Source organism: Pseudoalteromonas sp. '520P1 No. 423' (genome assembly GCF_001269985.1).
GTDB lineage: Bacteria > Pseudomonadota > Gammaproteobacteria > Enterobacterales > Alteromonadaceae > Pseudoalteromonas.
This window is the reverse complement of record NZ_BBZB01000002.1, coordinates 63,600-88,602: the sequence shown is the minus strand read 5'-3', so window position 1 is coordinate 88,602 and position 25,003 is coordinate 63,600. Positions and strand designations below refer to the sequence as shown.

The 25,003-nt window shown below is 34.3% G+C and carries 22 protein-coding genes and 4 pseudogenes; 18 read left to right on the top strand and 8 right to left on the bottom strand.

Annotation, left to right across the window (positions count from 1 at the left end):
- Positions 1–54: 54 nt before the first annotated feature.
- From PSA_RS19025 to PSA_RS19000, 6 genes are all read left to right on the top strand, one after another.
- A complete protein-coding gene (locus PSA_RS19025; protein WP_042145761.1) occupies positions 55–1,977 on the top strand; it encodes a DmsC/YnfH family molybdoenzyme membrane anchor subunit in 1,923 nt (640 codons plus the stop codon).
- Positions 1,978–2,067: 90 nt separating this feature from the next.
- Complete coding sequence (locus PSA_RS19020) at positions 2,068–2,439, top strand: hypothetical protein (protein WP_052380004.1); 372 nt, start codon at positions 2,068–2,070, stop codon at positions 2,437–2,439.
- A 368-nt stretch (positions 2,440–2,807) separates the two neighbouring features.
- The gene (gene nirB / locus PSA_RS19015; protein WP_042145566.1) at positions 2,808–5,336 is read left to right on the top strand and encodes a nitrite reductase large subunit NirB; all 2,529 of its coding nucleotides are present in this window, start codon (positions 2,808–2,810) and stop codon (positions 5,334–5,336) included.
- A 10-nt stretch (positions 5,337–5,346) separates the two neighbouring features.
- Positions 5,347–5,688 (top strand): nitrite reductase small subunit NirD, encoded by a 342-nt coding sequence (gene nirD / locus PSA_RS19010; RefSeq protein ID WP_042145565.1) that lies wholly within the window; start codon positions 5,347–5,349, stop codon positions 5,686–5,688.
- 67 nt (positions 5,689–5,755) lie between these two features.
- Positions 5,756–6,640 carry a uroporphyrinogen-III C-methyltransferase gene (gene cobA, locus PSA_RS19005; protein WP_052380003.1) on the top strand — a complete coding sequence of 295 codons (885 nt, stop codon included), beginning with the start codon at positions 5,756–5,758 and terminating at the stop codon, positions 6,638–6,640.
- Positions 6,627–7,628, top strand: coding sequence for a glycosyl transferase family protein (locus tag PSA_RS19000; RefSeq protein ID WP_042145559.1), 1,002 nt, complete (start codon positions 6,627–6,629; stop codon positions 7,626–7,628). The genes cobA and PSA_RS19000 overlap by 14 nt, the downstream gene beginning before the upstream one ends.
- Before the next feature lie 185 nt (positions 7,629–7,813).
- On the opposite strand, the pseudogene PSA_RS27305 reads toward PSA_RS19000, so the two are convergent.
- Positions 7,814–7,921: pseudogene (locus PSA_RS27305) on the bottom strand (Ig-like domain-containing protein); the annotation flags it as partial.
- A gap of 15 nt (positions 7,922–7,936) precedes the next feature.
- Positions 7,937–8,815, bottom strand: a complete 879-nt coding sequence (locus tag PSA_RS18995; protein ID WP_042145558.1) for an Ig-like domain-containing protein — start codon at positions 8,813–8,815, stop codon at positions 7,937–7,939.
- A gap of 49 nt (positions 8,816–8,864) precedes the next feature.
- Here PSA_RS18995 and PSA_RS18990 point away from each other — a divergent pair.
- Positions 8,865–9,275, top strand: a pseudogene (locus PSA_RS18990) (ISAs1 family transposase); the annotation flags it as partial.
- A gap of 118 nt (positions 9,276–9,393) precedes the next feature.
- Here PSA_RS18990 and PSA_RS18985 read toward each other — a convergent pair.
- Positions 9,394–10,581: a hypothetical protein gene (locus PSA_RS18985; RefSeq protein ID WP_042145551.1), complete on the bottom strand. Its 1,188-nt coding sequence runs from the start codon at positions 10,579–10,581 to the stop codon at positions 9,394–9,396.
- 11 nt (positions 10,582–10,592) lie between these two features.
- Positions 10,593–11,033: a phosphate ABC transporter substrate-binding protein gene (locus tag PSA_RS18980; protein WP_231665420.1), complete on the bottom strand. Its 441-nt coding sequence runs from the start codon at positions 11,031–11,033 to the stop codon at positions 10,593–10,595.
- Positions 11,034–11,348: 315 nt separating this feature from the next.
- Here PSA_RS18980 and PSA_RS18975 point away from each other — a divergent pair, with 315 nt between their 5' ends.
- From PSA_RS18975 to PSA_RS18955, 6 genes are all read left to right on the top strand, one after another.
- The gene (locus PSA_RS18975; RefSeq protein ID WP_042145549.1) at positions 11,349–12,833 is read left to right on the top strand and encodes a NarK family nitrate/nitrite MFS transporter; all 1,485 of its coding nucleotides are present in this window, start codon (positions 11,349–11,351) and stop codon (positions 12,831–12,833) included.
- A 111-nt stretch (positions 12,834–12,944) separates the two neighbouring features.
- Positions 12,945–14,699 (top strand): bifunctional protein-serine/threonine kinase/phosphatase, encoded by a 1,755-nt coding sequence (locus tag PSA_RS18970; RefSeq protein ID WP_052380002.1) that lies wholly within the window; start codon positions 12,945–12,947, stop codon positions 14,697–14,699.
- 21 nt (positions 14,700–14,720) lie between these two features.
- A complete protein-coding gene (locus PSA_RS18965) occupies positions 14,721–14,912 on the top strand; it encodes a hypothetical protein (protein ID WP_127924118.1) in 192 nt (63 codons plus the stop codon).
- 165 nt (positions 14,913–15,077) lie between these two features.
- Positions 15,078–15,428 carry a hypothetical protein gene (locus PSA_RS18960; RefSeq protein ID WP_042145544.1) on the top strand — a complete coding sequence of 117 codons (351 nt, stop codon included), beginning with the start codon at positions 15,078–15,080 and terminating at the stop codon, positions 15,426–15,428.
- A 23-nt stretch (positions 15,429–15,451) separates the two neighbouring features.
- Positions 15,452–15,610, top strand: a complete 159-nt coding sequence (locus PSA_RS25420; RefSeq protein ID WP_157575795.1) for a hypothetical protein — start codon at positions 15,452–15,454, stop codon at positions 15,608–15,610.
- 182 nt (positions 15,611–15,792) lie between these two features.
- Positions 15,793–16,167, top strand: coding sequence for a polysaccharide deacetylase family protein (locus tag PSA_RS18955; RefSeq protein ID WP_082305824.1), 375 nt, complete (start codon positions 15,793–15,795; stop codon positions 16,165–16,167).
- Between the two features lies 1 nt (position 16,168).
- Here the strand turns inward: PSA_RS18955 and PSA_RS18950 are convergent, their stop codons facing one another.
- From PSA_RS18950 to moeB, 3 genes are all read right to left on the bottom strand, one after another.
- Positions 16,169–18,157, bottom strand: coding sequence for a hypothetical protein (locus PSA_RS18950; RefSeq protein WP_042145541.1), 1,989 nt, complete (start codon positions 18,155–18,157; stop codon positions 16,169–16,171).
- Between the two features lie 130 nt (positions 18,158–18,287).
- Entirely contained in the window at positions 18,288–18,704 is a 417-nt protein-coding gene (locus PSA_RS18945) for a hypothetical protein (protein WP_231665419.1), read from the bottom strand.
- A gap of 181 nt (positions 18,705–18,885) precedes the next feature.
- On the bottom strand, positions 18,886–19,632 hold the full coding sequence (moeB, locus tag PSA_RS18940; protein WP_042145539.1) for a molybdopterin-synthase adenylyltransferase MoeB: 747 nt from the start codon (positions 19,630–19,632) through the stop codon (positions 18,886–18,888).
- A 706-nt stretch (positions 19,633–20,338) separates the two neighbouring features.
- Between moeB and PSA_RS18930 the strand changes: the two genes are divergently transcribed.
- On the top strand, positions 20,339–21,253 hold the full coding sequence (locus PSA_RS18930) for a hypothetical protein (protein WP_042145533.1): 915 nt from the start codon (positions 20,339–20,341) through the stop codon (positions 21,251–21,253).
- 168 nt (positions 21,254–21,421) lie between these two features.
- Positions 21,422–22,201 (top strand): hypothetical protein, encoded by a 780-nt coding sequence (locus PSA_RS18925; protein ID WP_052380000.1) that lies wholly within the window; start codon positions 21,422–21,424, stop codon positions 22,199–22,201.
- Between the two features lie 282 nt (positions 22,202–22,483).
- Here PSA_RS18925 and PSA_RS25950 read toward each other — a convergent pair whose 3' ends face one another.
- The gene (locus PSA_RS25950; RefSeq protein ID WP_193216507.1) at positions 22,484–22,795 is read right to left on the bottom strand and encodes a hypothetical protein; all 312 of its coding nucleotides are present in this window, start codon (positions 22,793–22,795) and stop codon (positions 22,484–22,486) included.
- 347 nt (positions 22,796–23,142) lie between these two features.
- On the opposite strand from PSA_RS25950, the pseudogene PSA_RS24770 reads away from it, so the two are divergent.
- The 3 genes and pseudogenes from PSA_RS24770 (at position 23,143) to PSA_RS26515 (ending at position 24,928) form a co-directional block, all read left to right on the top strand.
- Positions 23,143–24,206, top strand: a pseudogene (locus tag PSA_RS24770) (IS630 family transposase).
- Positions 24,185–24,295, top strand: a pseudogene (locus tag PSA_RS27300) (LysR family transcriptional regulator); the annotation flags it as partial. The pseudogenes PSA_RS24770 and PSA_RS27300, both read left to right, overlap by 22 nt.
- A gap of 183 nt (positions 24,296–24,478) precedes the next feature.
- A complete protein-coding gene (locus tag PSA_RS26515; protein WP_231665417.1) occupies positions 24,479–24,928 on the top strand; it encodes a hypothetical protein in 450 nt (149 codons plus the stop codon).
- Positions 24,929–25,003: the final 75 nt, after the last annotated feature.

The following is a 25,003-nucleotide window of genomic DNA, read 5'->3' as shown; positions in this document are numbered from 1 at the left end:
ATGACTAAAGCAAGACAAGAAGAATTGAATGTACAAAGCTTTGATCCTAAAACGATGAAAGTTTCAAAAGAGCAGGCAGGGCGCTCAAATCATTGGGAAGTGAGAACTGATGAGCAAAAATATGCGTACTTACCTGATGTTAAAGCAAAAGAGACCAATCGTTATGGTAAACGTATTGATTTAATAGATATTACCGATCATCCAAAAGAGCGATCAATGTTTATTAATGAAAATCCAGAAGTGGGTTCGAACCCTAATAGAAATAAACAACATGGTTTCTTTTTCACAGCAGATAACTGCATTGGTTGTCATGCATGTGAATCAGCATGTGCAGAAAAAAATGAAACTCCTGCCCACTTATCATTTAGATCTGTTGGTTATGTTGAAGGGGGCTCATACCCTGATTATAAACGCATGAATATTTCTATGGCGTGTAATCACTGTGATGATCCTGTCTGTTTAAAGGGCTGTCCAACGCGTGCTTATACTAAACATGCTGAATATGGCGCTGTTTTACAAGATCCGGATACATGTTTTGGTTGTGGTTATTGTACTTGGGTTTGCCCTTATAATGCACCTCAGTTAGACCCAGTAGAAGGTCAGGTCTCTAAATGTAATATGTGTGTTGATAGATTAGAGGTTGGACTAAAGCCTGCTTGTGTCTCCGCCTGTGTTGGCAATGCATTAGATTTTGGCGTAATTGAAAATACGCCTGAAAAACGTCAACAATGTAAAATATCTATACCAGGTTTCCCTGATCCAAGCATTACAAACCCAAATATACGTTTTCAACAAACCAAAAGCTTACCTGATGAAATGACACGTACTGATGATATGCCCGTTAAATATCATAAAAATGACAAAGGTGATTACAAACCTGTTATTGATCAAAAGAAAGGCAAAGCCAGAAGCTGGAATTTTGGGAAGTTAAATAGCAGAGAAAACCCTTTAGTTTTATTTACTTTATTTGCCCAAGCAGCTTTAGGTACATTTTTAATTCCATTTATTGCAGCTCTGTTGGGTATCACATCATTTGAGCAATTCATGGTTTCAGACATGTTTTTACCACTCACTGTCATCGCTTTACTCATGACCTCATTTGGTTTATTTATGAGCGTGACACATTTAGGCAAACCATTTAGATTTTACCGTGGATTTAATAATTTAAGGCATTCCCCAATGAGCAGAGAAGGATTTGGTTTAGCCATGTTTAGTGCGGGTTGTGGCCTTACGGCGCTATTTTCATTACCACTAAATAAAACCTTAGTAGGCTTAACAAAAGCCTATATTGGTTTAGATTTAGTCGAATTAACGCAAACATTGCCATTAAACAATATCATTATTGGCACTGGTATGTTTGCAGTTATTTCAGGGTTAGCAGGTCTGTATTATATGAATCAATGTTACCAAATAAAAGCGCGTCCATTTTGGAATCACCTACAAACTGCAACCGCATTTATAGGCAATACTTTGTCTCTAGGCGCTATGACAAGTGCAATAATCATATTACCGACTTTATATGTAATGAATATTGATTTAACCCAGTCTTTATTCGTATTTAGCATGGTATTTATTCTAGGTATGTTCTTTGAAGCTTTAGGCTTAATAAAACATAACTCAGATTTAAACCGTAATGAAAATGAAGGCGGTGCAGCCCATTATGTGCAAAATACAACTTTTGGCAAAACATACCTTTTAAGAAACACTTTATTAGCTGTAAATATTTTATTCACCTGTGTTTTATTGAGTGCTCAGCTCCTTAATATATTAGAAGGCAACCAGTTAATATTATGGGGTTTATTCGCAATTTTAAACTGTATTACATCTCTAATTGGTCGTGCTTTGTTTTATATTTTAGTTATTCCAACAACCATGCCTGGTGCATTCTTTTGGAAAAATAAAGGATTTGAACAACATGCTAGAGATGTGGGTTTAGCAGATAACCCAGCAACAGGTGTCGCGCCTTTAGCCCATTAAATAATTGTAGGAGTTAGCTTTAGACACGAAAGTATTTATTCGGACCTAAAGACCCTCCTACAAATATTACAACATTATTAAGGTATTAAATTGCTTAAAGACATAAATGATACACTTAACAAGTCGTGCCTTATCGCATTGAGTTACTTTGACATAAGCGGTAAAACACTTAAAAAAACTGTTTTAGCAGGTACAGTTAAGTCCGTCGATAAAGAAATAGGCATTACATTAAGACTTGTTTCAGATAAAACGAACCAAGCAGAATTTATTATTCCTGGTGATTTATCATGCTGGTTTGTAGCACCAAAAGGCGAGTTTCATACCAGTCAAGCTGACATAAAAGTGATCAATCCCAATTATTTGATCACTTGGGATATACATCAAACAAAAGACAATACCCCAGATGGTGAACAACAATGGTGGCAGTGGCAGCCCAGATGTATAAAACCTAACATTAACTAATTGATTCAATCGTATTAAATTAACCGATTTGGCTCCAACCAAAACCTAAGCGTATCTTACCTTGAGAGTTGATACGCTTTTTTTGTTTTATATTGAGTCGTTATCAGAACCTTGTATTTAAATAAATCTGTAGGCCGGAATTTATTCGCGCAGAATTACTGAATATTTAGCCTTAATTTTCACGCACACCCTAAGTGCAATCCCTTTTCATAATAGTGCAAACAGCTGACTCAAAAAACATAAAATACAATAAGCTATTGAAATTTAAAAGGTTAAATAATGGCACTCTTATTGCCATTCTAATATATAGCATTGATAACAGTTGTAATGAAAGTTAGGTGTAATTCACTAACATGATAGGGGCTCAAATGGATACGAATAGAATAAAAATATTAGTTGTTGGTAATGGCATGGTTGGTCATCAGTTCGTCGAAAGTATGGTTGAAAAACAACAAGCATGTGACATTACTGTTTTATCAGCAGAGCCAAGGTTAGCATATGATAGAGTGCATTTATCAGAGTTTTTTGGTGGTAAGAGTGCTAATGATTTAGCGTTAACGACATCTGAGCATTATGATGAACTAGGCGTTAATTTTGTTACCAATGAAAAAATAACTGATATTAATCGCACTGATAAATTTGTCACAGCAAGGTCTGGCCAAACGTATCATTACGACAAACTGGTTTTAGCGACAGGATCATATCCATTTGTCCCGCCCATCCCAGGTAACACTCAAGAACATTGCTTAGTTTATCGCACAATAGAAGATTTAGAGGCAATAAGTGCTTCTGCTAAATCAGGAAAAGTGGGGGTTGTCATAGGTGGCGGGTTATTAGGCTTAGAAGCTGCCAACGCAATTAAACAATTAGGGTTAGATACCCATGTAGTTGAATTCGCACCTCAGCTAATGGCTGTTCAACTTGATCAAGCTGGTGGTAAGTTATTAAAAAATAAAATTGAAGATTTAGGTGTAACCGTTCATACCCAAAAAGCCACACAAGTTATCGAACAAGGTGATTTATGCCGTTATAAATTGAAGTTCTCAGATGGTACAGAGTTAGAAACCGATCTGGTTTTATTTTCAGCCGGTATTAGACCACAAGATGAATTGGCTAAAAAATTCGACTTAGCAATAGGTGAACGTGGCGGTATCGTAATTAACGACCAATGCCAAACCTCAGATGAAAACATATTCGCCATCGGAGAATGTGCATTGTGGCAAAACTTCATTTTTGGCTTAGTTGCACCAGGTTATACCATGGCACGTGTTGTGGCCGATCAATTAAGTGGCGGTTCAATGATGTTTAATGGTGCTGATATGAGCACTAAATTAAAACTAATGGGTGTAGAAGTTGGTTCTATTGGCGATGCACATGCTAAAACACCTGGCTCAAAATCTTATATATTTGAAAACCAAATCAAAGGCGTTTATAAAAAACTTGTCATTGATGAAGATAAAAATAAAATTTTAGGTGCTGTATTGGTAGGGGATACCAGTGATTACGATTCGTTATTGCAGATTTCACTTAACGATATGGATTTACCAGACGCTCCTGAGTCTTTAATTTTACCACACTCTTCGGATGCAGAACCTATGGGTGCATTTGAGCTACCAGATAGTGCAATGATTTGCTCTTGTCACAATGTAACTAAAGGCGATATCAAACAAGCGATTGCTGATGGTACAACTGATTTATCTGAACTAAAACAATGCACTAAAGCCAGTACTGGCTGTGGTGGTTGTACTGCATTATTAAAAACAACAGTCGATAAAGAATTACTTGTTTTAGGCGTAGAAGTAAAAGATGACATTTGTGAACACTTTGCTTATAGCCGTAAACAATTATTCCATATTGTAAAAGTAGAGCAAATAAAATCTTTTGATGAATTAAGAGATAAGCACGGTAAAGGCCATGGTTGCGAAATTTGTAAACCCGCAGTTGGCAATATTTTAGCATCTGTGTGGAATGAGTATATTCTGGAGCAAAGCCACTTACCTTTACAAGATACCAATGATACCTATTTGGGTAATATGCAAAAGGATGGTACCTATTCAATTGTGCCTCGTATTGCTGGTGGCGAAATAACACCTGACAAGCTCATAGTACTAGGTGAAGTTGCTAAAAAATACAATTTATATACCAAACTTACTGGTGGTCAACGTATTGATTTATTTGGTGCAAGAGTTGATCAACTACCGCCTATTTGGGAAGAATTAATTCAAGCTGGTTTTGAAACAGGTCATGCATACGGTAAATCATTACGTACCGTTAAATCATGTGTGGGTAGTACTTGGTGCCGATATGGTGTGCAAGATAGTGTAGGACAAGCAATTGAACTTGAAAACCGGTATAAAGGTCTGCGCTCTCCTCACAAAATAAAGTTTGCAGTATCAGGTTGTACACGTGAATGTGCCGAAGCACAAAGTAAAGATATCGGGATCATAGCTACTGAAAATGGCTGGAATTTATACGTATGTGGTAATGGCGGTATGAAACCACGTCATGGCGACTTATTTGCAACTGATTTAGATACGCAAACTATGGTTAGATATATTGATCGCATTCTGATGTTTTATGTTCGCACCGCAGATAGGTTACAACGCACTTCAGTTTGGTTAGAAGAACTTGATGGCGGTTTAGAATATTTACAACAAGTCATTATTGAAGATAACTTAGGATTAGCACTTGAGTTAGAAAGTCAGATGCAAAGTGTTGTAGACAGTTACCAATGTGAATGGAAAACCACGATTGAAAACCCTGAGTCTCTTAAGCGTTTCCGTCAATTTGTTAATAGCGAACTTACCGATAGCAATATTCAGTTTGTTACAGAACGTGAGCAAATAAGACCTGCAACACCAGATGAAAAACAACTGATCACAATCAAAGAATTATAAGGAGCACTCTATGACTGCTGCAACAAAATGGCAAACAATTTGCCAACAACAAGATTTAATACATGATTCTGGTATATGCGCATTGCTTAATGATGAACAACAAGTCGCTATCTTTTATCTTAAAGCTACTAACCAAGCTTATGCGATCAGTAATTACGATCCAATTGGTAAAGCAAATGTTTTATACCGGGGCATTATAGGCTCAATTGATGAAGATATCGTTGTCTCATCACCATTATATAAACAACACTTTTCATTAACTTCAGGTTTATGCATACAAGATGAAACTAAATCAGTTGCCGTATTTAAAACACGCATTATTGATGATTTAGTGCAGCTGAAAGTTGCTTAGCATATTTATATAAAAATAATGGGCGATTATCGCCCATAAATCAAAACTTAAGAGCAGGAGTTACTGTATGACAGCGCTAAATTGGCCACAATTGAGAATAAGCAGTGACTTGACTTTCTTTAACGGCATAAAAAAATTACTCGTAAAATATAACGTTAGAAACATAAATAAAAATAAAGAAAGCCATGGACAAGTTTACTTGATAGGTGCTGGCCCTGGTGATCCAGAGTTATTAACCATTAAAGCATATAGACTGTTGCAAGAAGCAGAAATCGTTTTTTATGATAGTTTGATCACAGACGAAATGTTGCAATTAATACCAAAAAAAACACAAAAAGTATTTGTAGGTAAACGTTGTGGTAAACATAGTATCAAACAAGACAATATATGTAATTTACTGGTAAAAGCGGGTTTATCAGGTAAAAAAGTTGTCCGATTAAAAGGAGGAGATCCCAGTATTTTTGGACGCTTAGCCGAAGAAGCAGATGCATTAAAAAATAACAATATTAAATTTGCGATTGTTCCCGGTATTACAGCCGCATCAGGTTGTGCAGCCTATTCAGGTATTCCTTTAACCCATAGAGAATATTCCCAATCTGTTCGTTTTGTTACTGCTCATTTAAAACGGGAAGAATTACAAGCTGATTGGCAAAATTTAGCATCCAGCAAAGATACTTTAGTATTTTACATGGGATTAAACCGCATTAATCAAATAAGAGAAAGCCTGATCAAACATGGCATGATAGCTACAATGCCTATTGCGATTATTGATAAAGGTGCGACAGAACAACAACAGGTCATTATAAGTACATTAAAAGATATCACTGAAACAATGAAAGGGTTAAAATTATTAGGTCCTGCACTGATTGTTGTGGGCGAAGTGATCAATGCCCGTCAAATTGTTGATTTAGATATGCTAAAAATGAGTGAAGTCGTGAATGAGTCAAGTTAAAACCCCTTTTTCTGAATATATCCGTCATATTGGTCGAGGCAAAAAAGCAGGTAAATATTTATCCCAAGAACAAGCCTTTGATGCTATGAACCAAGTAATTAATGGTGAAGTAAGTAAAGAACAACTTGGCGCTTTTTTAATGCTGCTGAGAGTACGAGAAGAAAGTGAAGATGAATTGGCCGGTTTTTTACAAGCAGTGCGTCAGTCAACAATAGCTGAATTTAAAAGTATTAAAGGTATTAACTTAGACCTTGGTTGTTATGCAGGAAAACGTCGACAACTTCCTTGGTTTTTATTAGCGGTATTAACTCTCGCAGATAGTGGACAAAAAGTATTTTTGCATGGCACTAAAGAGCCGCAATCACAAAGACTTTATCTTGACCAAGTTTTCAAATTATTAAACTTACCGATCAGTACAAATACGGTTGAAGCAAACCTCTTTTTAGAAGCTCATGGGTTTTGTTACGTAGAATTAGGCGATCTCAACCCTAAATTAAAGCAACTCATTGATTTAAGAGAGCTATTCGGCTTGCGAACCTGTGCAAATACCTTAGCCAGAATGTTAAACCCTACAAATGCCGCTTATAGCCTACATGGGGTATATCATAAAGAGTTTGATGAACGCCATATCCAAGTTGCTAATTTAGTTAATGATACCAATGTTGCGTGTTTTAGAGGAGAGGGTGGAGAAGTCGAAGTTAAATCAGATAGAGAATTCACATTACATTTAAATGATAACGAGGGGTTAAATCATACAGTAGATTTTCCTCAGTTATATTCTGGCAGGCAGCACAAAGCAGATATGGAAGATATTTCACAATTAAAATCTGTTTGGCAAGGTCAATTGCAAAATGAGTATGCAATATCTGCAATAACAGGCACTTTAGCTGTAATGTTGAGTTTAACTCAAAGATTAAATAGTCGGGAAGCGTTAGAGCAAGCAACTTGTTTATGGAATGATAGAAATATCATGCGATATTTTAATTAAACTGTATAGAAAAAGCCTCGATATAAAAATATATTGAGGCTGTTTTAAGTTTAATTATTGATTTTTATTAGTCGACGCATATTAAAAAGTAGTAAACATAACAAGAGTATTGAAATACTACCACCTGAACTTGATTCGGCTTTTTTAGCTTCTTGTTTTGCTAAGATTGTTAATTCTATTTTTCCTTAAACTATATTAACACCATCTGATACTTGATAAATAAATGAATCTTTCCCTGTGAAACCTGAATTAGCTGAATAACTATATTCACCCGTATTTGAAATGGTGACAGAACCATGTAATGGGCCTTAAAAAATTAAATATTCAAGTACATCTCCATCAATATAAGTTGTTGCAAATTTCCCTTTAACATTACTTTCATAAGCTACAGTTTCAAGTACCGTCACAACGAAAGGAAGATCATCAACAGGAGTAACTACAATATTAATTTCATAATCAAAAGTATCGCCAATTTCATCTGTTAATCTCAGCTCAAATGATGTATCACCATTAAAGTTTTTATTTGGCGTAAATTCGAAAACGCCATTTTTTTCTATTTTAATTTCCCCTTTTAAATGGGATGAATCCTTTAAAGTAAATTCATGAATATGATTTTCGACTTCAGTAATTTTAAAAACAGAATTTAATACTGTGTCTTCAGCTACTTCAAATTTAGCTATATCTAATTCAGGCGCATCATTTACAGGTGTTATTGAATAATTGATATTAAATTCAGTGCTATTACCATGTATATCACTGACTAATAATTTAGTGCTATCTTCACCATTTTGGTTCATTTCAGGCAAAAAGGTCATAATATTACTTTCTATACGGATAACACCTTTATCTCCTTGCTCTAACACACTGTAAGCAACCACATCTGATTCAGAATCAGTAGGGCTGGCAAGAAGTTGCTCATGAGTAGTTTGTTGATTATCTGGTATCACGCCAAACTCTTTTGACGTTATTTGTATCATAGAATAATCAGTTAATATCTGTATATGCCTAACTCTAATGTTACTCCCATAGTTTGTGTCTATGACATAAAAGTTACTTGAGTTACCTTTAACTAAATTAGAGAATTTATTGCCATTACCTAAATGCAGTAAAGCCTCTAAAAACAATTTATTTTGTTTTATTTGCATAGAAGATAAATATAGCTCTTGATTAACAGAAACTAAAAACACGAATCTTCCTTCATAACTTACAACTTCTTCAACAGATATATTATATTTATTAATGATTGATAAAGTATGGCTAGATAAGAAATATCAGTGCAAAGGTCTAAAAAGCATCATCAAAGTGACATCAGATGTTATTGAAAAGGCCACAAGTAAAGAGACGAGTGAGACACGTTGGTATATTAGCTCGTTAGGCTTAAATGCCAAGGAGGCTCTAGATTCGGTGCGAAGCCATTGGCAGGTAGAAAGTATGCAGTGGGTACTTGATATGACGTTTAGAGAAGATGAGTCACGAATACGTAAAGCTCAAGGTCCTCTGGTCTTCAACGTTATGAGAAAGATAGGGATGGCATTTTTCAAGCAAGATGAGTCGAAACGAGCCAGTATGGCGGCCAAAAAGAAAATGTCAGGGCTAGACGATGAATATCGCTCAACCCTGTTAGAGTCCGGGATTAAAATGCGCTAGCCGTGGAAAAAAAAATCTTGCATAAAAATAACTAATAATTTTAGTTATTTAAATTAATGTACTTCAATAAAACTCAAAGAAATAGCTACCAAAACACCCAGTAGCTATTTCTCTAAATCTAAAAAATAAAATCTACTCCTACTGTGACAGTATCGGAATCACCGTGATAACGCCAACCAGACTCAGGCACCGCTTCATCTACAAATTTATCATATTGTATTTTAAAAGATGCACTTGGGTGAAAGTCATAACGAATACCATAACTTAGCATGTAATGCTCTTCATAATCCTCAGTGTTAACGCGTTTTTTCCGTTTATGATCAGCCTTTGAGTAACTAATAAATGGGTGGAACTCATCTAAGTTATATACTGCTGAAATTAAGTATGTAGGAAACTCTGTACCATGGGCATCATCATAAGTTACCAGGTTCCAATCAAATAAAAATGTGAACATCGCTAGATCGACTGTGCCACCAAACCCTAAAAACGTTTGTGAAAATGGAGTGTAATCTGCAATACTACCATCCTGAGCGATGGTTTCTCTGTCTCTATCATTTTGAAAATATACAAAACGTACATCAAAAAAATCACCTGAAAGATTCCAATTAAATCCTAGGATATCTGTCCATAATTCATTGACTGATTTTGCACTGCCTCCATATAATTCATCGTAATATTTCATTTCTTTGTTATCATTGGAATATTCATTACCATAAAAGACACTAATCGTATTTGAATAATCCGCCAAAGAAAAATCGTACATGGCATTTAAACCATTAAACTGTGTCACTTGCCACCAATAAAGATTTGAAGGCGGCCTCATCCAAGGGTACGCATAACCCACCTCTGAAAACTCAGAAAAATAATACATAGGGATATTTCGCCTTCCTGCCATTAAAGTTAGCTCATCTGTAGCTTGATAAGTTAAATAATACCAATCAAATTCAGGGCTAAAGTCGTCAGTGCCTTTAGCAACCAATTGGCCTGTTACTTTTAAATTTTCTCCCATATCAGCTACAACTTGTAATGCAAATACGGTTTCAGGTTTAAAACTAAAGTCGTTACTATATTGACCTACGTCATAGAAATCAGCTGTTAATATTTGCTCTCTGGTAACTGATGGTGGGTTAGAAGCACTCGGAGGCTGACTCCAATCATAGTTAACATTATCCAGCGTTACATCATCTAGAGTTCGACCTGCAACAACAGACCCAAAGCCGGAAATTTTCACATCAGCAACTGTATAGCCTGATATAAAAACACTTGATACAAGTAAGGCTGATAGTGATTTTTTTAAAACTTTCATTTTGTCCTCACTTAAAATTTAGCAATAACTTTAACGGCGTCTGTCACAGAACTTGAGTTTATATAACCTATCGCACCTTTATTTGATGAAATGGTTGCAATAATTTCTGCGTCTGATGAGAGCTCATTAGGCATACTTCCTTTACCCGTAAAAACTAATTTGGACCAATATGCATTTACTTGGCTGCTAGAGCGACCAATAACGGCTTTATTAAATTCATCACGAGAATTCATGCCTTTAGATGCATTCATTGGCAATGCTACTTGGCCATTAGGGAATTTTTTCATTTTTCCCATGAATATTCTTTCAATTGAATTTTTATCTAAAGTAGAGCCATTGGCTGAGTTAACTATTACTGCAATTTCTGCAGATACAGAGTGAGTTGATAACATCCCAACAAGCATTGCAGTGAACATGATGCTGAACTGTTTTTTATTATAGTGTTTAAACATTGTTTGATTCCTCATAGAGCAGTTGATAACTAACACACAAGAAAAGCTTCATTGCTAAATATAGAATTATCTGAGTATTTATCAAACTTTAGTTTAATAAACAAACAATCAAGACACTCAATTAGTTGCACTTAAGCTGTGCATTGGTGTTTTTGTTTGGTGCTTCAATTCCATTCATAGCAAACGATAAAACATTAACTTATTGTTTTATATTTAATAATCATATTGGCATTGCCTTTGCTCTTAATCATTTAGATAAAATTAAACTTCAATTTCTAATCAAAAATTAGATATTTAGATGATAAGGATTCACATATGACTGATGCAGCGGGCATTAAACTCAGGTCTTTTTCAGGAAAGATGAAAATACTACACTTAAGTTGGATGGCGTTTTTTATCACATTTTTAGTGTGGTTTAATCACGCGCCATTGCTGGGTATGATAGCAAAAAGCTTAGGTTTAACTTCAGATCAAATAAAAACATTGCTCATTCTCAACGTGGCGCTCACTATCCCAGCTAGAATTGTTATCGGTATGTTAACTGATAAATATGGACCTAAAATAACTTATGCACTTTTACTCGCTATATCGAGTATTCCCTGTTTTGCATTTGCGTTGGCGGATTCATTTATGCAAGCTGCAATTGCCAGGTTTGCGTTAGGTTTTATTGGTGCCGGATTTGTAATTGGTATACGTATGGTAAGTGAATGGTTCCCTGCAAATGAGTTAGGTACCGCAGAAGGGATTTACGGGGGCTGGGGTAATTTTGGTTCAGCAGCCGCAGCTATGTTATTACCTGTATTAACTTTATATTTTGTCGATATCGGCATTGCCGGTGATAACGCATGGCGCTATTCTATTGGGTTAACAGGCTTGTTATGTTTAGCATTTAGTTTTATTTGGTATTTCAATGTGTCTGATACACCAAAAGGCGCAACATACTTTAAGCCTAAAACAACTGGCGCTATGGAAGTAACATCAACAGGTGACTTTTTCTTGTTATTATTAATGAAATTACCACTTTATGCAGCACTTGCATTACTAACTTGGAAATTATCTCCTGCAGCTGTCAATATGATTACCGATAACTTTGCTATCGGAATCTACTTCTGTTTGATTTTGTTATTTTTATATGAAGTTAAACAAACTTGGAGAGTTAATGGCCATATATTTAAAACGCCTGTTGAAGAAGTTCACAGATATTCATTTAAGCAAGTTGCGGTTTTAAATATTTTATACTTTGCGACATTTGGTTCTGAGCTAGCAGTTGTCTCAATGCTGCCATTATTTTTTAGTGAAACTTTTAGTTTAGATATAGTGCAAGCAGGTTTTCTAGCTTCATTATATGCATTTATGAATTTAGGCTCTCGTCCTGTCGGCGGCTGGCTAAGTGATAAGTTTGGCAGAAAAAAAGTATTGTTAATTTTAACGTTTGGACTTGCTGGAGGCTATTTTATTCTTGCTCAATTGAACAGTGAATGGCCGCTGTATTTAGCAGTCGCTGCAGTTATGCTGTGTTCTTTCTTTGTTCAATCCGGTGAAGGTGCGGTATTTGCAGCTGTACCATTAATAAAAAGACGTTTAACAGGACAGATTGCAGGCATGACAGGAGCCTATGGTAATGTGGGTGCAGTTGTATATTTAACCATATTATCTTTAGTTGATTATCAAACATTTTTCTTGGTGATTGCAGCAAGTGCTGTCGTAGGCTTTATCGCTATTTTATTTATGAGCGAACCAAAAGGCGCTATGGCAGAGGTAAATGCCGATGGAACAGTACAATTGATAAATGTAGGTTAATCCTTGATATCTTTCGTGGTAGTGATGCAAAGGCAGTAAACTCAATGCCTTTACATCACACTTGATATCAATGTGAATTATATAATTAGTTAAAGCGCAACAAGGCATTATGTGAAAATAAAAATGCAAAAATCGGATAAAACATCAACTGCAATTCAAGTCATTATTGGCGGTTATTCAAGTGCAGGGATAAAAGTTGAAAATCAAGATGCCTTTGCAGCTTTGATCCCTGAAGCCTCTTTACTTACAAATAAAGGAGCAAGTGCCGTTATTGCTGATGGTTTATCTTGTGCGGATAATGCAGCTGAAGCGTCACAACTGAGTGTGACACAATTTATAGATAGCTTTTATGCAACGCCAGATACCTGGTCAGTGCAAAAATCGGGGGCGAAAGTATTAACTAGCTTAAATAACTGGTTATACGGTCAAGCAAAAACAAACAAAACCAGTCAATGGTTAACAACACTTTCGGCCATCGTATGTAAGTCTTCAACAGCACATATTTTCCATGTCGGTGATTGTCGCATTTCAAGACTACAAAATAATATATTGGAAACATTAACCAGAGAGCATAATCATAAAGTAGGTGGAAAAAATACTGTTTTAACACGGGCTATGGGGGCTGATAACAGACTTGACGTTGATTATAAAAAAGTACCTATAGAGAAAGGCGATATGTTTTTACTTAGTAGTGATGGTGTTTTTAACCATTTAACTGACAAATATATTAAGAATCAGCTATCTAAACTAAAAAACAACACACAAACCAGAATCCACTTAGAACAACTCAGTAAACAATTTGTAGATAAAGCTATCGAATCAGGTAGTACAGATAACGTCACTTGTTTGATTATCAAAATTGATAAAACAGTCACAGATGATCAACAAACGTTATCAGATTATTTTGAAAATAAAGTGATCCCGCCACCTCTAAAAGTGGGTGACAAAATTGACAATTTTCAAGTTCAACAAGTCATTATGCATAATACCCGCTCACATATCTATTTGGTCAAAGAGCAAGACAAAGATAATATTAAAATTTTAAAAGCACCATCATTAAATTTCTCTGAAGATAAACAATTTTTACGTTCATTTATTCAAGAAGCATGGATAGGAGAACGAATTGATCATGCAAATTTAATGAAAGTAACCTTTGCACCAGAAAAAAGTCAGTTTTTGTATCATTTAAGTGGCCACATTAAAGGGCAATCATTAAGACAATGGATGACGCACAATCCAAAACCAGAACTTTACAAAATACAAAACATTTTAAAACAATTGATAACGGCTGTTCGTGTTTTACAAAGAATGGAAATTGTTCACTTAGATATTAGGCCTGAAAATATCATTATTGATGACAATGGGCACATCACATTAATTGATTATGGTGCAGCCAAAATAAAGTCATTTTATGATGGTTATCAAAATATTAAACACATGCCTATGGGAACGTTAGAATATAGCGCCCCTGAATACTTAATTGAAAGTAAAGCCGATTTTAAAAGCGATATGTTCTCAATTGCGATTGTTGTTTATGAGTTATTATCTGGGAAATATCCCTACAAATTGATTAAAAATCAGTATGAAATAAATCATAACTTAGCCCTTTGGCAATACAAAACGATTAGAAACTTCCGTAGTGATTGCCCAATAGAAATCGACTTAGCTATTAGACAAGCATGTTCACCAGATCATACAAAGAGATATAACGCATTTTCTGAATTCGAAGCAGATATTTGTGCTGAGAATATAAAACAAATTGGTCATTATAAAGAAATACCATTTATGGAACGAGAACCAGTGAAGTTTTGGAAACTCGTTTCTTTATTTTTATTCTTAACCTTATTGATAGTTGCGTTTAAATAACGTACCGATTATTGTTGTAACATGTTGCTTATGTTTAAATCAGGTCAAAAAACAAACAAAGAGATGGGTAATATCTTTAAAGATTATACATTCAAGGAAATACGTGCCATAGCGCAGTATTTTTCTAACCAAGAACATATAAAACCTGCAAACTTAAACCCTACAATCGACTCACTAAAGCACAGTATACAAGACGATAAAAATGGGTTTTAAAAAGGTAAAAAGCTTTATTTAATAGGTTATCAAAATAGAAATATAACAGTATGTGCCACGGTAAGACAGGGAAAGGTAAACCAAACACAATGCAATCAGAATAACAAATCAATATGCGCGATACATCAGAATGACATTATCGGCATACAAAAATAAAGGAACATTATGAGTAAAAGGAATTCAATTTCAGCAATAGCAATATTTATTATATTTATCTTAACTGGCTGCGCAGGTGGAAGCGCGACTGTCACTCAAGAGGTAAACCATAAACAATTACACTCAGATCTTAACTTTAACGGCGTTACTTATACTAAACAGGATTTTAAAACTGAGTTTACAGGTTTATATCTTAATAAAAACACCTCTTTGACTGCCAATCACCTCGAAACTGCGACTCGGGTTTTAAAGAATAAAAATGGACAACCCTTAAACACATTAGATTCAGTGCAAGTAATTAAATTTTTATCAATCGCCAACGCTTTAATTGAAATGCAGTATGGTTCAAATTATTTGTAGATAATACAATTATAAGTGAAAAATTGTTTCAAGATTTTTTAAATAACATTAATAAACCCTATATCCCAGATACAGTATGGTTTTCATTAGATAACAAGTCGTTCAAAGGCATTAATATCGTTAAAACTGCAATCAATAATTACATTAATGATAACCCTGCAGCCAAACTACATAATATTTAGCAAATACCAACAAATGAACTATTAAAATTGTATCTAACCCCTATAAGAAGTAAAAAAGTAATCCCTATGTTAGAACGCCTAACATTGATGAATTTAATCAAGTGCCTGACGAAGAGTTTTCAAGGTAGGCTAAGTTATTTCCTAAGCTATATTTTCTTGAAGGTTTACACCATGAAAAACAAATTGCTTTAACCTTTGATGATGGCGCCTCACGATACAGTTCAGGCGTTTTAAAGGTATTAGATAAAAATAATATTAAGGCCACATTTTTTGTGAACAGTAATAACATAGCTGCAAATAAATCTGTTTTAAAAAATATATCTGATAAAGGGCATACAATTTCTCATCATTCATGGTCACATCCAGATACCAGTTTATTTGAAAATAACGACATATGGTGGCAGCAAGAGTTTAAACCTACAAATGATTTACTCTATGAAACAATAGGCTATAGGGCTGGGATTTTTAGACCTCCTTTTGGCCGTATCAGAGATGATCAAATTAAATATTTAGCTAAAAAAGCCATATATAAATATGGCTTTTTATCGTTTTTATAAATTATTCAACTTTAAGTGTGATCGTACCCGTTTTAACTTCATCACTGCCTTTAACTTTATAAATATAGTTAAAGGTTACTGTATTTACGTTTGTTTCAGGTTCATGGTCATACCTAGGGGTGTTAAAGTATGAGAGGTAATACCATGTTTTATTTTCTAAATTAGTATAAAGTTGTATCTCGTTAACTTCTCTGTCAATAGTCTCATTTGTTGCAGTAGAAAAAGTATGTACTTTAGACAGCCCCGAAAAATTACCATTTTCGATTAGCGTTCTCGAATGGTATGTATCTGTTGAATTGTTATTCTCTACTTTATTTATTTTTATAAGCTCTAAAAATTCTAATGATTTAATTGATTCTGGAAAGTATACATATGAATCATAAGAATACTTTCCTTGAGTTGATACCTGTCCCGCAGTATTTTCAGCAACAATTAATTCATTTTGAAAACGACCATCATTATTATCTAGTCTTATATCATTAATGTTAAAATTTGCTAGATTGTTGTTTTCAACTGAAAAGGTATAACTATCATTTAATGAAAATATAGTTTCTGTTGTAGGGTTGATCATATTGCCAACCCGATATATGTATTCACCTGCTGCTAGTGCTGATGTTGGTTGTGCATCAACAAAAGTATTGTTATATTTTTGTGTAATAGTTAAAGGGATTACTTTTTCAATATAGCTGAATTTTGTGGTGCCTGGAGATACTAAGTCATCATTTTTATCATTGCCTTTAACCACGCTGATAATTTTAGATTGCTTTAAGTTGATTTGGCCTTCTATTAACTGAACAGGCGATCTAAAGAATTGATTTAAACTATGTTGATTTTCATCGACTTTTGCATTTAATAATTGAATATTCGAATCACTGTTACCTGAAGTTGATATATTAGGGATTACAGTTAGTGTTAGAACATTATCTTCTAACTGCATTAAACCTTCAGTTATATCATTAGAATACCATCCATTAATTAATATCCCTTCTTCTTTTGGCGTTACAGCGACAGTTAAGCTTTTATAAGTTTCATTATTATTGACGAAACTAGGCAGTTTTAAGTTTAATTGACCTGAACCTGAGTAATTAAAAACATATTGTTTTGTGACTTCATCAAATAGTGCATTAATACTTTTATTTGCTTGATTCGTTGAGAAAAATGTCAAACCTTCAAACGGATTACCCGTTTCATCAATTACATTTACACGAATTTCAAAATCTTGAGTTATATATTCATTTTCTGATTTAGCAAAAAAAACAGAGTTAGTATCAAGCTGGTCAAAAGATATATAATCAGAATAATCAACAAGATCAAAATCATTTATTTTGTCGCCGTCAACATCTAATTTTACTTTTACTCTTCCAGAAACACCTTCAGGAATAATGATATTGTATTTACCTGTCACCTCATTGAAACTTGCTTTTACAATATAATCAGCAAATATATCAGAAGGCTCGTTATAAGGGCTCATAGTAGAGTAGTTATAGCTTAATTCAATATTATTTATTGGAGTATTATCTGTTTCATTTAATATTTCAATCTCCACATCTAAGCCTTTTGCAACCAATAATGAATCTAATTGACTTGTTGCTACTTGATTATTCACTGTGCCACTTGTTCTTTTATAAAATGCGCGGGTAACAAATGCGTTATCTGGGCTTGATATCTCAATTAAGATATCTGTATAACTAGGTAAGCCGGTAATTGTAAGTTTATTATCCGTTAAAATAGGCAACTCAAACCATTCATGGCCTAATTTATAACGAACTTTAGCACCACTAATAGCTTCTTTTGATGTATAGTCTTTAATACTACCTACTAAGGTAACAGAAGCGGCTTGCTCTTCATTTTGATTTTTTAAAATTTCATTTTGTGCTTCTAGCGCTGCTACAAGCGCGGCATTATCTTCGTTTTTATCTTCTACTTCTAAGCAACCAGAAATCATTAAAGAGGTAGAAATAGCCATAGCAATAGGAAGTTTTTTAAACAAGGTAAAGTCCCTTTATATATTTGAATTAAAATTTTAGCGCATACTAGCAATAAAACGGATATTTGCAATAAAATAATAAAAAAAACAATAATTTACCGGCTTATTTCATTTACATTTATTTTCATATGCTTTAAAAGTTTTCTTCACCACTTAGCCAGATTAATATAATATTTAAAAAATCCATTTCACTGTAATTAGGTGCCATCGGATACTCTAACGGGCTGATTGCATAAAAGGTTTCTATCCCACTGTCACCATCAGGACCAAACTGTGGGGCATTATTAAAATAAACACGCGCTGCATAAGTCCCTTCTAAATATTTACGTTGGTGGCATATTTGAGTATGGCGTGTATTGGCTGCAGTACCATCTGTTTTAGATGTGAAACGCATAACAACATTAGTATGATCTAATGAATCTGGATGAAAACTAATGCTATCGTCCCACCAAGTCGCATATTTAATTCCAGGATGACCTTTTTCTGTTCTTGCAACCCAGCCATTTTTTTGTGCGTCGGCTAATGTTTTATAATTAAAATCATCAAACATTACTTTCGATGGCTTTGAATTAGCGATAGCTGGTGAAGCGATGCCTGTTGTTAGAGTGAAAATAACTGGCGAGATAAATTTAAAGTGATCGTTTTTTCAATTAAATTATATTAATAGGTTAAACTTTAAATTAAAAATTGAAATAAATTTCCATTAAGTAAGCTTATTTATTACTTTTAGCTTAGCTACATACTTTACAACTTGCCACTTTAGCAAACTTAAAGCTAATCGTTTGGCTTGTTATGGCATCTATCATCAGTATTTTACCTTCAAGTGGCTCGCCTACACCCATTAGGATTTTAAGTGTTTCTAATGCTTGATATGAACCAATGATACCAACAAGTGGTGCTATTATTCCTGACTCAACACAACTTAATGCTTGTTCACCAAACCTGTGGCTAAAACAATGATAACAAGGCGCATCTTTTGCCATAGTAAAGCTAGTAACTTGACCTTCCATACGTATTGCAGCACCTGACACAAGTGGCGTTTTAGACTTAAAACATCCAAGGTTGATCATTTCTCTGGTTGTTAAATTATCAGTACAATCTACAACAATATCGTGTTGAGAAATTAATGTGTTTAATTCTTCACTTTCGAGCTTTTTATCAATAATTTCAATGTCACATTCACTGTTAATTGCAGCTAAGCTGCCTTGTGCGGAAGCAACTTTAGAGTAGCCAACATCTGCTTCTGTATGTAAAATTTGTCTTTGTAAGTTAGTCACTTCTACCGTATCAAAATCAACTAATGTTAATTTACCTATGCCAGAACTTGCTAGAAACGGTGCACAGCTACAACCTAAACCACCTAAACCTATCAGTAATACCTTACTGTTCAACAGTTTTTCTTGACCTTCAAAATCAATAGATGGAATTAAAACATGGCGGCAATATCTTAAAGATTGTTTATCTGTGAGTTGTTTCATTGAAAAGTCATTAAATGCTAATTTGATACTGCATTTTAACTAATTACAAATAGAGATAAATATTTAATTTAATCTTTCTGAGTCCTTGTTATTCTAAATCAATATATTTTTGAAAAGTGAATCAATTCTGGAGGGGTGATCTTTTTTCAATTAGACATATTTAACACTTTTAATTCTTTCGTTAATTATCTTTGAAATTTCAAGCAAAAGACTTGGTATTTTTGCATTCATCCCTATATTTATGGCTTTATGTATTTGTAAATAGCAAATCATTGTAGCTCTTAAAGGATTTTTATGTCCGACTGCATTTTCGAAACTTTGATACTTTGATACTTTGAATAAACCTCCCAAAAATCACCATGTTTAAAATATGTAGTGCCAATTTTATGCTCTAATATTAAAGGCCATGCATCCTCAATTGAATTGCATGGGCCATATTGCTCAAACGCTTCACATTGCTCACCGTTCAATGTGTTAGCTGCCTAAATAGTGTTAAGGTATTTTTCGTGATAACTTGATGTCATATCTAGTTTGCTAGAATCATCTTAAGACTGAAAAACTTTCCCTAAACTTTTTGCAACTAACGTATTAATTTCAAAATCAATGATCGCTGTTAATATTAAGTGTAAAAAAAAGACATTAACGTTAAATTTAATTAAAAAAGAAAGGTAATGAAGCTTAAGTTAAACAAAAAAAGGGTTTTAAAATGAAAAAATATTTATTTACTATATTGTTTATACTCTGGACTGGAAAAGCTTTTTCTGCGCAGGATATTGTAATTAATTGTAATTTTTGTAGTGATACAGCTAAATTTAGCACTGCAAATCAATACCTTCAAGCACGGCTAAGGGGAGGTGAATATAGGTTTATCGTCCTTGATATGGGTTTTTTAAGTTATAGTGAATTTGATGTACACATACCAGAACAAAGTAACCCTGAGTTCGGTGCGCCAACGGAAGGAGCTACAATAAGTGAGGTTAGCCGTCTAAATCAAAGTGACCTAGAACGTTACTTACAAGAGGCGAAAGCTTACTACGATGAAGCTTTCTCCCAATTTGGAGATGATTTCATAGTTTTACCTGCAGGTTCTCCTTACAGAAGTGCATATGATGCTTTGAGTTATCGAAGTGACTTTAATTCATATGTTACGAATTATACTAATAACGAATTAAATACTGTTATTTCAACAATGAAACAAGGTGAAGTGGCAATGGAAAAAATAGCAGCAAGCCTACAAGTTGGACTTTCTGCTTTGGTATCTGCATCGATAAGTTTACAAAGGACTGTAACAGGAACTGTTCAATTTAGAGATGGCACTTCTATAAAAATAAAAATAGATTTAAGTCAGGATTTATCGAAAGGATTAGAGTTAGCACTCACCATGACATCTGATGCATATGATGCTCAAGGGAACCTTTTACCAAAAAATAAATTAGAATTAAAGAATTTCACAGCGAATGGTACCAGTTTTAGTTCAGAAGCATTTGGCGATTATCTTAAGAGTAAAGATATTAGTGTATTTGGTCTAAGTGGTGGTTTAGGAGGAGAACGTTGCACAACAGAATGGCAGTGTGATTCTACAGGAATGAATTGTACATTAGTGATAAAAACCTGCGGTTAGCGCATAAATAGAGACTGATAAATATTATTTAACTGCCTATCCATTAGAGTTAATTGATAGGCAGTTATTGCTCGTTTTAAACGTTTTTTAAACACCCATAAAATTTAGCCATCTAAAAATTAATGATCTTAGCTTTAGTAGTTAGTTTAATAACGTTTTAGGTGAATAATGGCCAGAGCACGAGAGTCCTTAATTGATTTAGATGCAACACCTTATTATCATTGTATTGATCGCTGTATTCGTAGAAGTTTTTTATGCGGTGATGATATTTATTCAGGTAATAACTTTGACCATAGACGCACTTGTCTAGTTGATATAATAAAACTTTTAGGTTCTGTATTTCTAATTGATATTACAGCTTATGCCATTATATCTAATCACTATCATCTGATTTTAAAGGTTAATCGAGATGAAGCATTTAGTTTATCGGATGATGAAGTCATTGAGCGTTGGTATCAGTTATACCATGGTTGTATGTTGGTTGACCGATATAGAGCAGGCGAAAAGCTTGATTCTGCTTGTCTATTTCGTATTAATGAAATAGTAAAGGAGTGGCGTAGTCGTTTATATGATATTAGCTGGTTTATGCGAAACCTTAATGAGTTTATAGCCAGAAAAGCCAACAGCGAAGATAATTGCACAGGTAGGTTTTGGGAAGGTCGCTTTAAATCACAAGCTTTATTAGACGAATCAGCCATCCTAAGTTGTATGATGTATGCCGATTTAAACCCAATTAGAGCTAAAATGGCAGATTCATTAAAGGAGAGCGATTTCACACCCATTCAAGAGTGTATAAAACAATATCAAGCATTTCAAAAGCAACAGCCGACAAACTCAGACATTACTGTATTACAACAACCAAAACAATTATTGCAATTTGGCTATTCAATAGATAAAAACACCATACCTTTTACACTTTTTGATTATTTAGAATTAGCAGACGGTTAGTTGTACCAAGCAAGCGTGGCTCAGTTGAATCAACAAAACCTGCAATATTAAATGAATTAAACATAAAATAAATAGTTGGATAAACACCATTCAACATTTTATAAGGCAACATGCATGTGGGTTTGTTAACTCAGTATAATCAATCGCAACTTGTGTTCGTGCTTTTGCATCCGTAGCATCTATGTATTTTTGAGTTGTTTCGTCGTTAATCATTTTAGGTTGTGGAAAAACTAACTGAAATACTGAGTCAGTAGGGTAGTCATCCCAATTAATACTATTAAGTTAGTGACGAGCAGCAAGAAAACGATAAACTTCTACAAAAAATTCACGCTCTACAATGTGACCTATATCTATGCCGTTTTGATTCAAAATTGCACATACTTCTCTAAATCCCGATAAACCTGAGTAGTGCTCTTTATCAGTAAATAAAAATGGTTTTTTCTCCATAAACCCAGAGTGTTGAGGATATGAGGCATGCAAACGACTTAACAAACCAGCAGGTAACAAGTTCTCTTTATTTATTGTATTTATTATTTCATCAGAATAACCATATCTGTCCATGGTATCGCTAATATCTTGCTGTGATACAACCAAATGTTTTGTTTTTTTATAGTTTCAGTTGGAATTACTTTAACAGCAATATTACTTGCCTTACTTTGATCACTCATTTTATCGCCCTGTAATGAATCTTAAATAGAATGTTTTTTAACCTTATTATTTATGGGGATATATGATAAATATTTAATTTTTATGCCAGATATAGGTAAAAACTATAGCTTGATATAGATCAAACTATTTGTTCTATAGATACGTTAATCTGATTAAAAACCAATCAAGACTGTATTTATATATGGATTTAAGGGCACTTAAGTATTTTGAAGCAGTATATGAACACGGCAGTGTAATACCAATTACACTAATTTTGTGATCAAATTGTATGTATGAAATATATTACCCAAAAACAACTCGAAGATAAGTTGAAATTGATAGATATCAAACCCCTTATCGCTAAAGAAACCAATGGTCGAATGCGTATCCGTTTATTGGCTCTGTCACACATAAAAGATGGAGCCAATAGAGCGCAAACCGCTGTTTCTTTAAAAGCTAGCCGAAAAGCAGTAAATGATTGGCCGAGAAAATTCTTCAATGATGGTATTGAAGGTTTAAATGAAAAAACAAGATCAGGACGCCGTTCAAAACTTACGACCACTCAATTATCCGAGCTTAAAGAATATATCCAATTGCACAGCATAAAAGACAGTGGAGGCAGGTTAAATGCTGAAACACTTGTTTCACTCATTAATGAAAAGTTCGCAGTGAAATACAGTAGAACTAATGTTTATAGGCTGTTACATGTACTTAATTTTTCATGGATAACAAGCCGCTCTCGCCACCCTAAGCAGTCTAAAGAAATCCAAGAAGATTTTAAAAAAAATACAAAATGAGATTGATCGAAAAGATCCCTATAGATCAAGCCTTAGGTAGTGTAGATATCTGGTTTCAAGATGAAGCAAGGTTTGGTCAACAAAATACCACCACGAGGTTATGAGCAGAAAAAGGGAGTCGTCCGCGAGCAGTTAAACAGCAGCAGTTTTTAAACGCTTACTTATTTGGTGCTGTTTGCCCCGCGAATGGAAAGACAGAGGCTTTAGTCGTACCATTTTCAAATAAAGAAGGTATGAAGCTCCACATGGAGCAAATATCAAAAGCCACACCACCAGGTAGGCACAGCGTTGTGATAATGGATGGTGCGGGTTGGCATACAGAAAATGTTGTTGGTGAATTTGATAATGTCAGCATGATTAAATTACCCGCATATTAACCAGAATTGAATCCTATTGAGCAAGTATGGCAGTGGTTACGGCAAAATGAATTAGCGAATAAATGTTTTAAGGATTATGACGATATTGTTGAGTCTTGCAGCAATGCATGGAACAACTTCAGAAGTGATATAGAACGAGTAAAAAATTTATGTTTTAGAGACTGGTTAAATTTGGGTGGTTAATTAGTGTAATTGGTATAAGCGCAGCTGCTAGGCATTGTTATGTATCGCAACCTTCAATAACGACAGCAATTCTACAAATTGAACAAACCTTATCGACCCAGTTATTTAACCGACATGCTAGAGACGTGATACCGAATGCAGCCGCTCAAAAGCTATATCCATATGCCAAAGATATATCAGGAAAATCTAAAACAATGCTCAGTCTATTTAAAGATGGACCCACTCCTGTTCCTGTCAGATTGGGGATTATGCGATCTTTAGGGGCCAAACGCATGAGCCAACTGCTGACTAAACTCAATGACAAAATAGAAAATTTAGAAATAACTTTAGTAGATCCCCACGAAACCTGTGATGCAAGAGTTGTGTTAGCACAATCAGTCAATACCAAAGCGGTTTTCATGCCAATATTCAAAGATTATTATGAACTCGCATTACCTAAACAGTGGGATATTTCGCAAAAGAACATCATTTCATCAATGGATCTTGATAAGTTACCATTTATCAATCGCAACCCATGTGATGCATTAGATAAATTAAAGTTACAACTTGATATGTTAGATATTCAATTTCAAACTCGAGCCAACATCAGAACAATCGAATATGCTTGGCAGTTAGTAAGTGCCGCAGTGGGCGCGGCGTTATTTGCAAAATGGCAAGAAATTATAGATGCTGACGTAATTACCTTTAAGCCTATACAAGATATCAATTTTTTAAAGAAATAGGCCTAGCCTATAAAGAAGAAAATAAAAGTCATCCCCTCGTAACGGCTTTGATGGATATTTGTACACATTAATAAA

Bases quoted from the DNA above. Each gene is read 5' to 3' on its own strand.
- PSA_RS18980 (WP_231665420.1), bottom strand. From the start codon at position 11,033: ATGTTTAAACACTATAATAAAAAACAGTTCAGCATCATGTTCACTGCA.
- PSA_RS18975 (WP_042145549.1), top strand. From the start codon at position 11,349: ATGACTGATGCAGCGGGCATTAAACTCAGGTCTTTTTCAGGAAAGATG.
- PSA_RS26515 (WP_231665417.1), top strand. From the start codon at position 24,479: ATGAGCCAACTGCTGACTAAACTCAATGACAAAATAGAAAATTTAGAA.
- PSA_RS19000 (WP_042145559.1), top strand. From the start codon at position 6,627: ATGAGTCAAGTTAAAACCCCTTTTTCTGAATATATCCGTCATATTGGT.
- PSA_RS18960 (WP_042145544.1), top strand. From the start codon at position 15,078: ATGAGTAAAAGGAATTCAATTTCAGCAATAGCAATATTTATTATATTT.
- moeB (WP_042145539.1), bottom strand. From the start codon at position 19,632: ATGAAACAACTCACAGATAAACAATCTTTAAGATATTGCCGCCATGTT.
- PSA_RS18925 (WP_052380000.1), top strand. From the start codon at position 21,422: ATGGCCAGAGCACGAGAGTCCTTAATTGATTTAGATGCAACACCTTAT.
- PSA_RS19025 (WP_042145761.1), top strand. From the start codon at position 55: ATGAAAGTTTCAAAAGAGCAGGCAGGGCGCTCAAATCATTGGGAAGTG.
- nirB (WP_042145566.1), top strand. From the start codon at position 2,808: ATGGATACGAATAGAATAAAAATATTAGTTGTTGGTAATGGCATGGTT.
- PSA_RS18965 (WP_127924118.1), top strand. From the start codon at position 14,721: ATGTTGCTTATGTTTAAATCAGGTCAAAAAACAAACAAAGAGATGGGT.
- PSA_RS18985 (WP_042145551.1), bottom strand. From the start codon at position 10,581: ATGAAAGTTTTAAAAAAATCACTATCAGCCTTACTTGTATCAAGTGTT.
- PSA_RS18930 (WP_042145533.1), top strand. From the start codon at position 20,339: ATGAAAAAATATTTATTTACTATATTGTTTATACTCTGGACTGGAAAA.
- nirD (WP_042145565.1), top strand. From the start codon at position 5,347: ATGACTGCTGCAACAAAATGGCAAACAATTTGCCAACAACAAGATTTA.
- PSA_RS18945 (WP_231665419.1), bottom strand. From the start codon at position 18,704: ATGTTTGATGATTTTAATTATAAAACATTAGCCGACGCACAAAAAAAT.
- cobA (WP_052380003.1), top strand. From the start codon at position 5,756: ATGACAGCGCTAAATTGGCCACAATTGAGAATAAGCAGTGACTTGACT.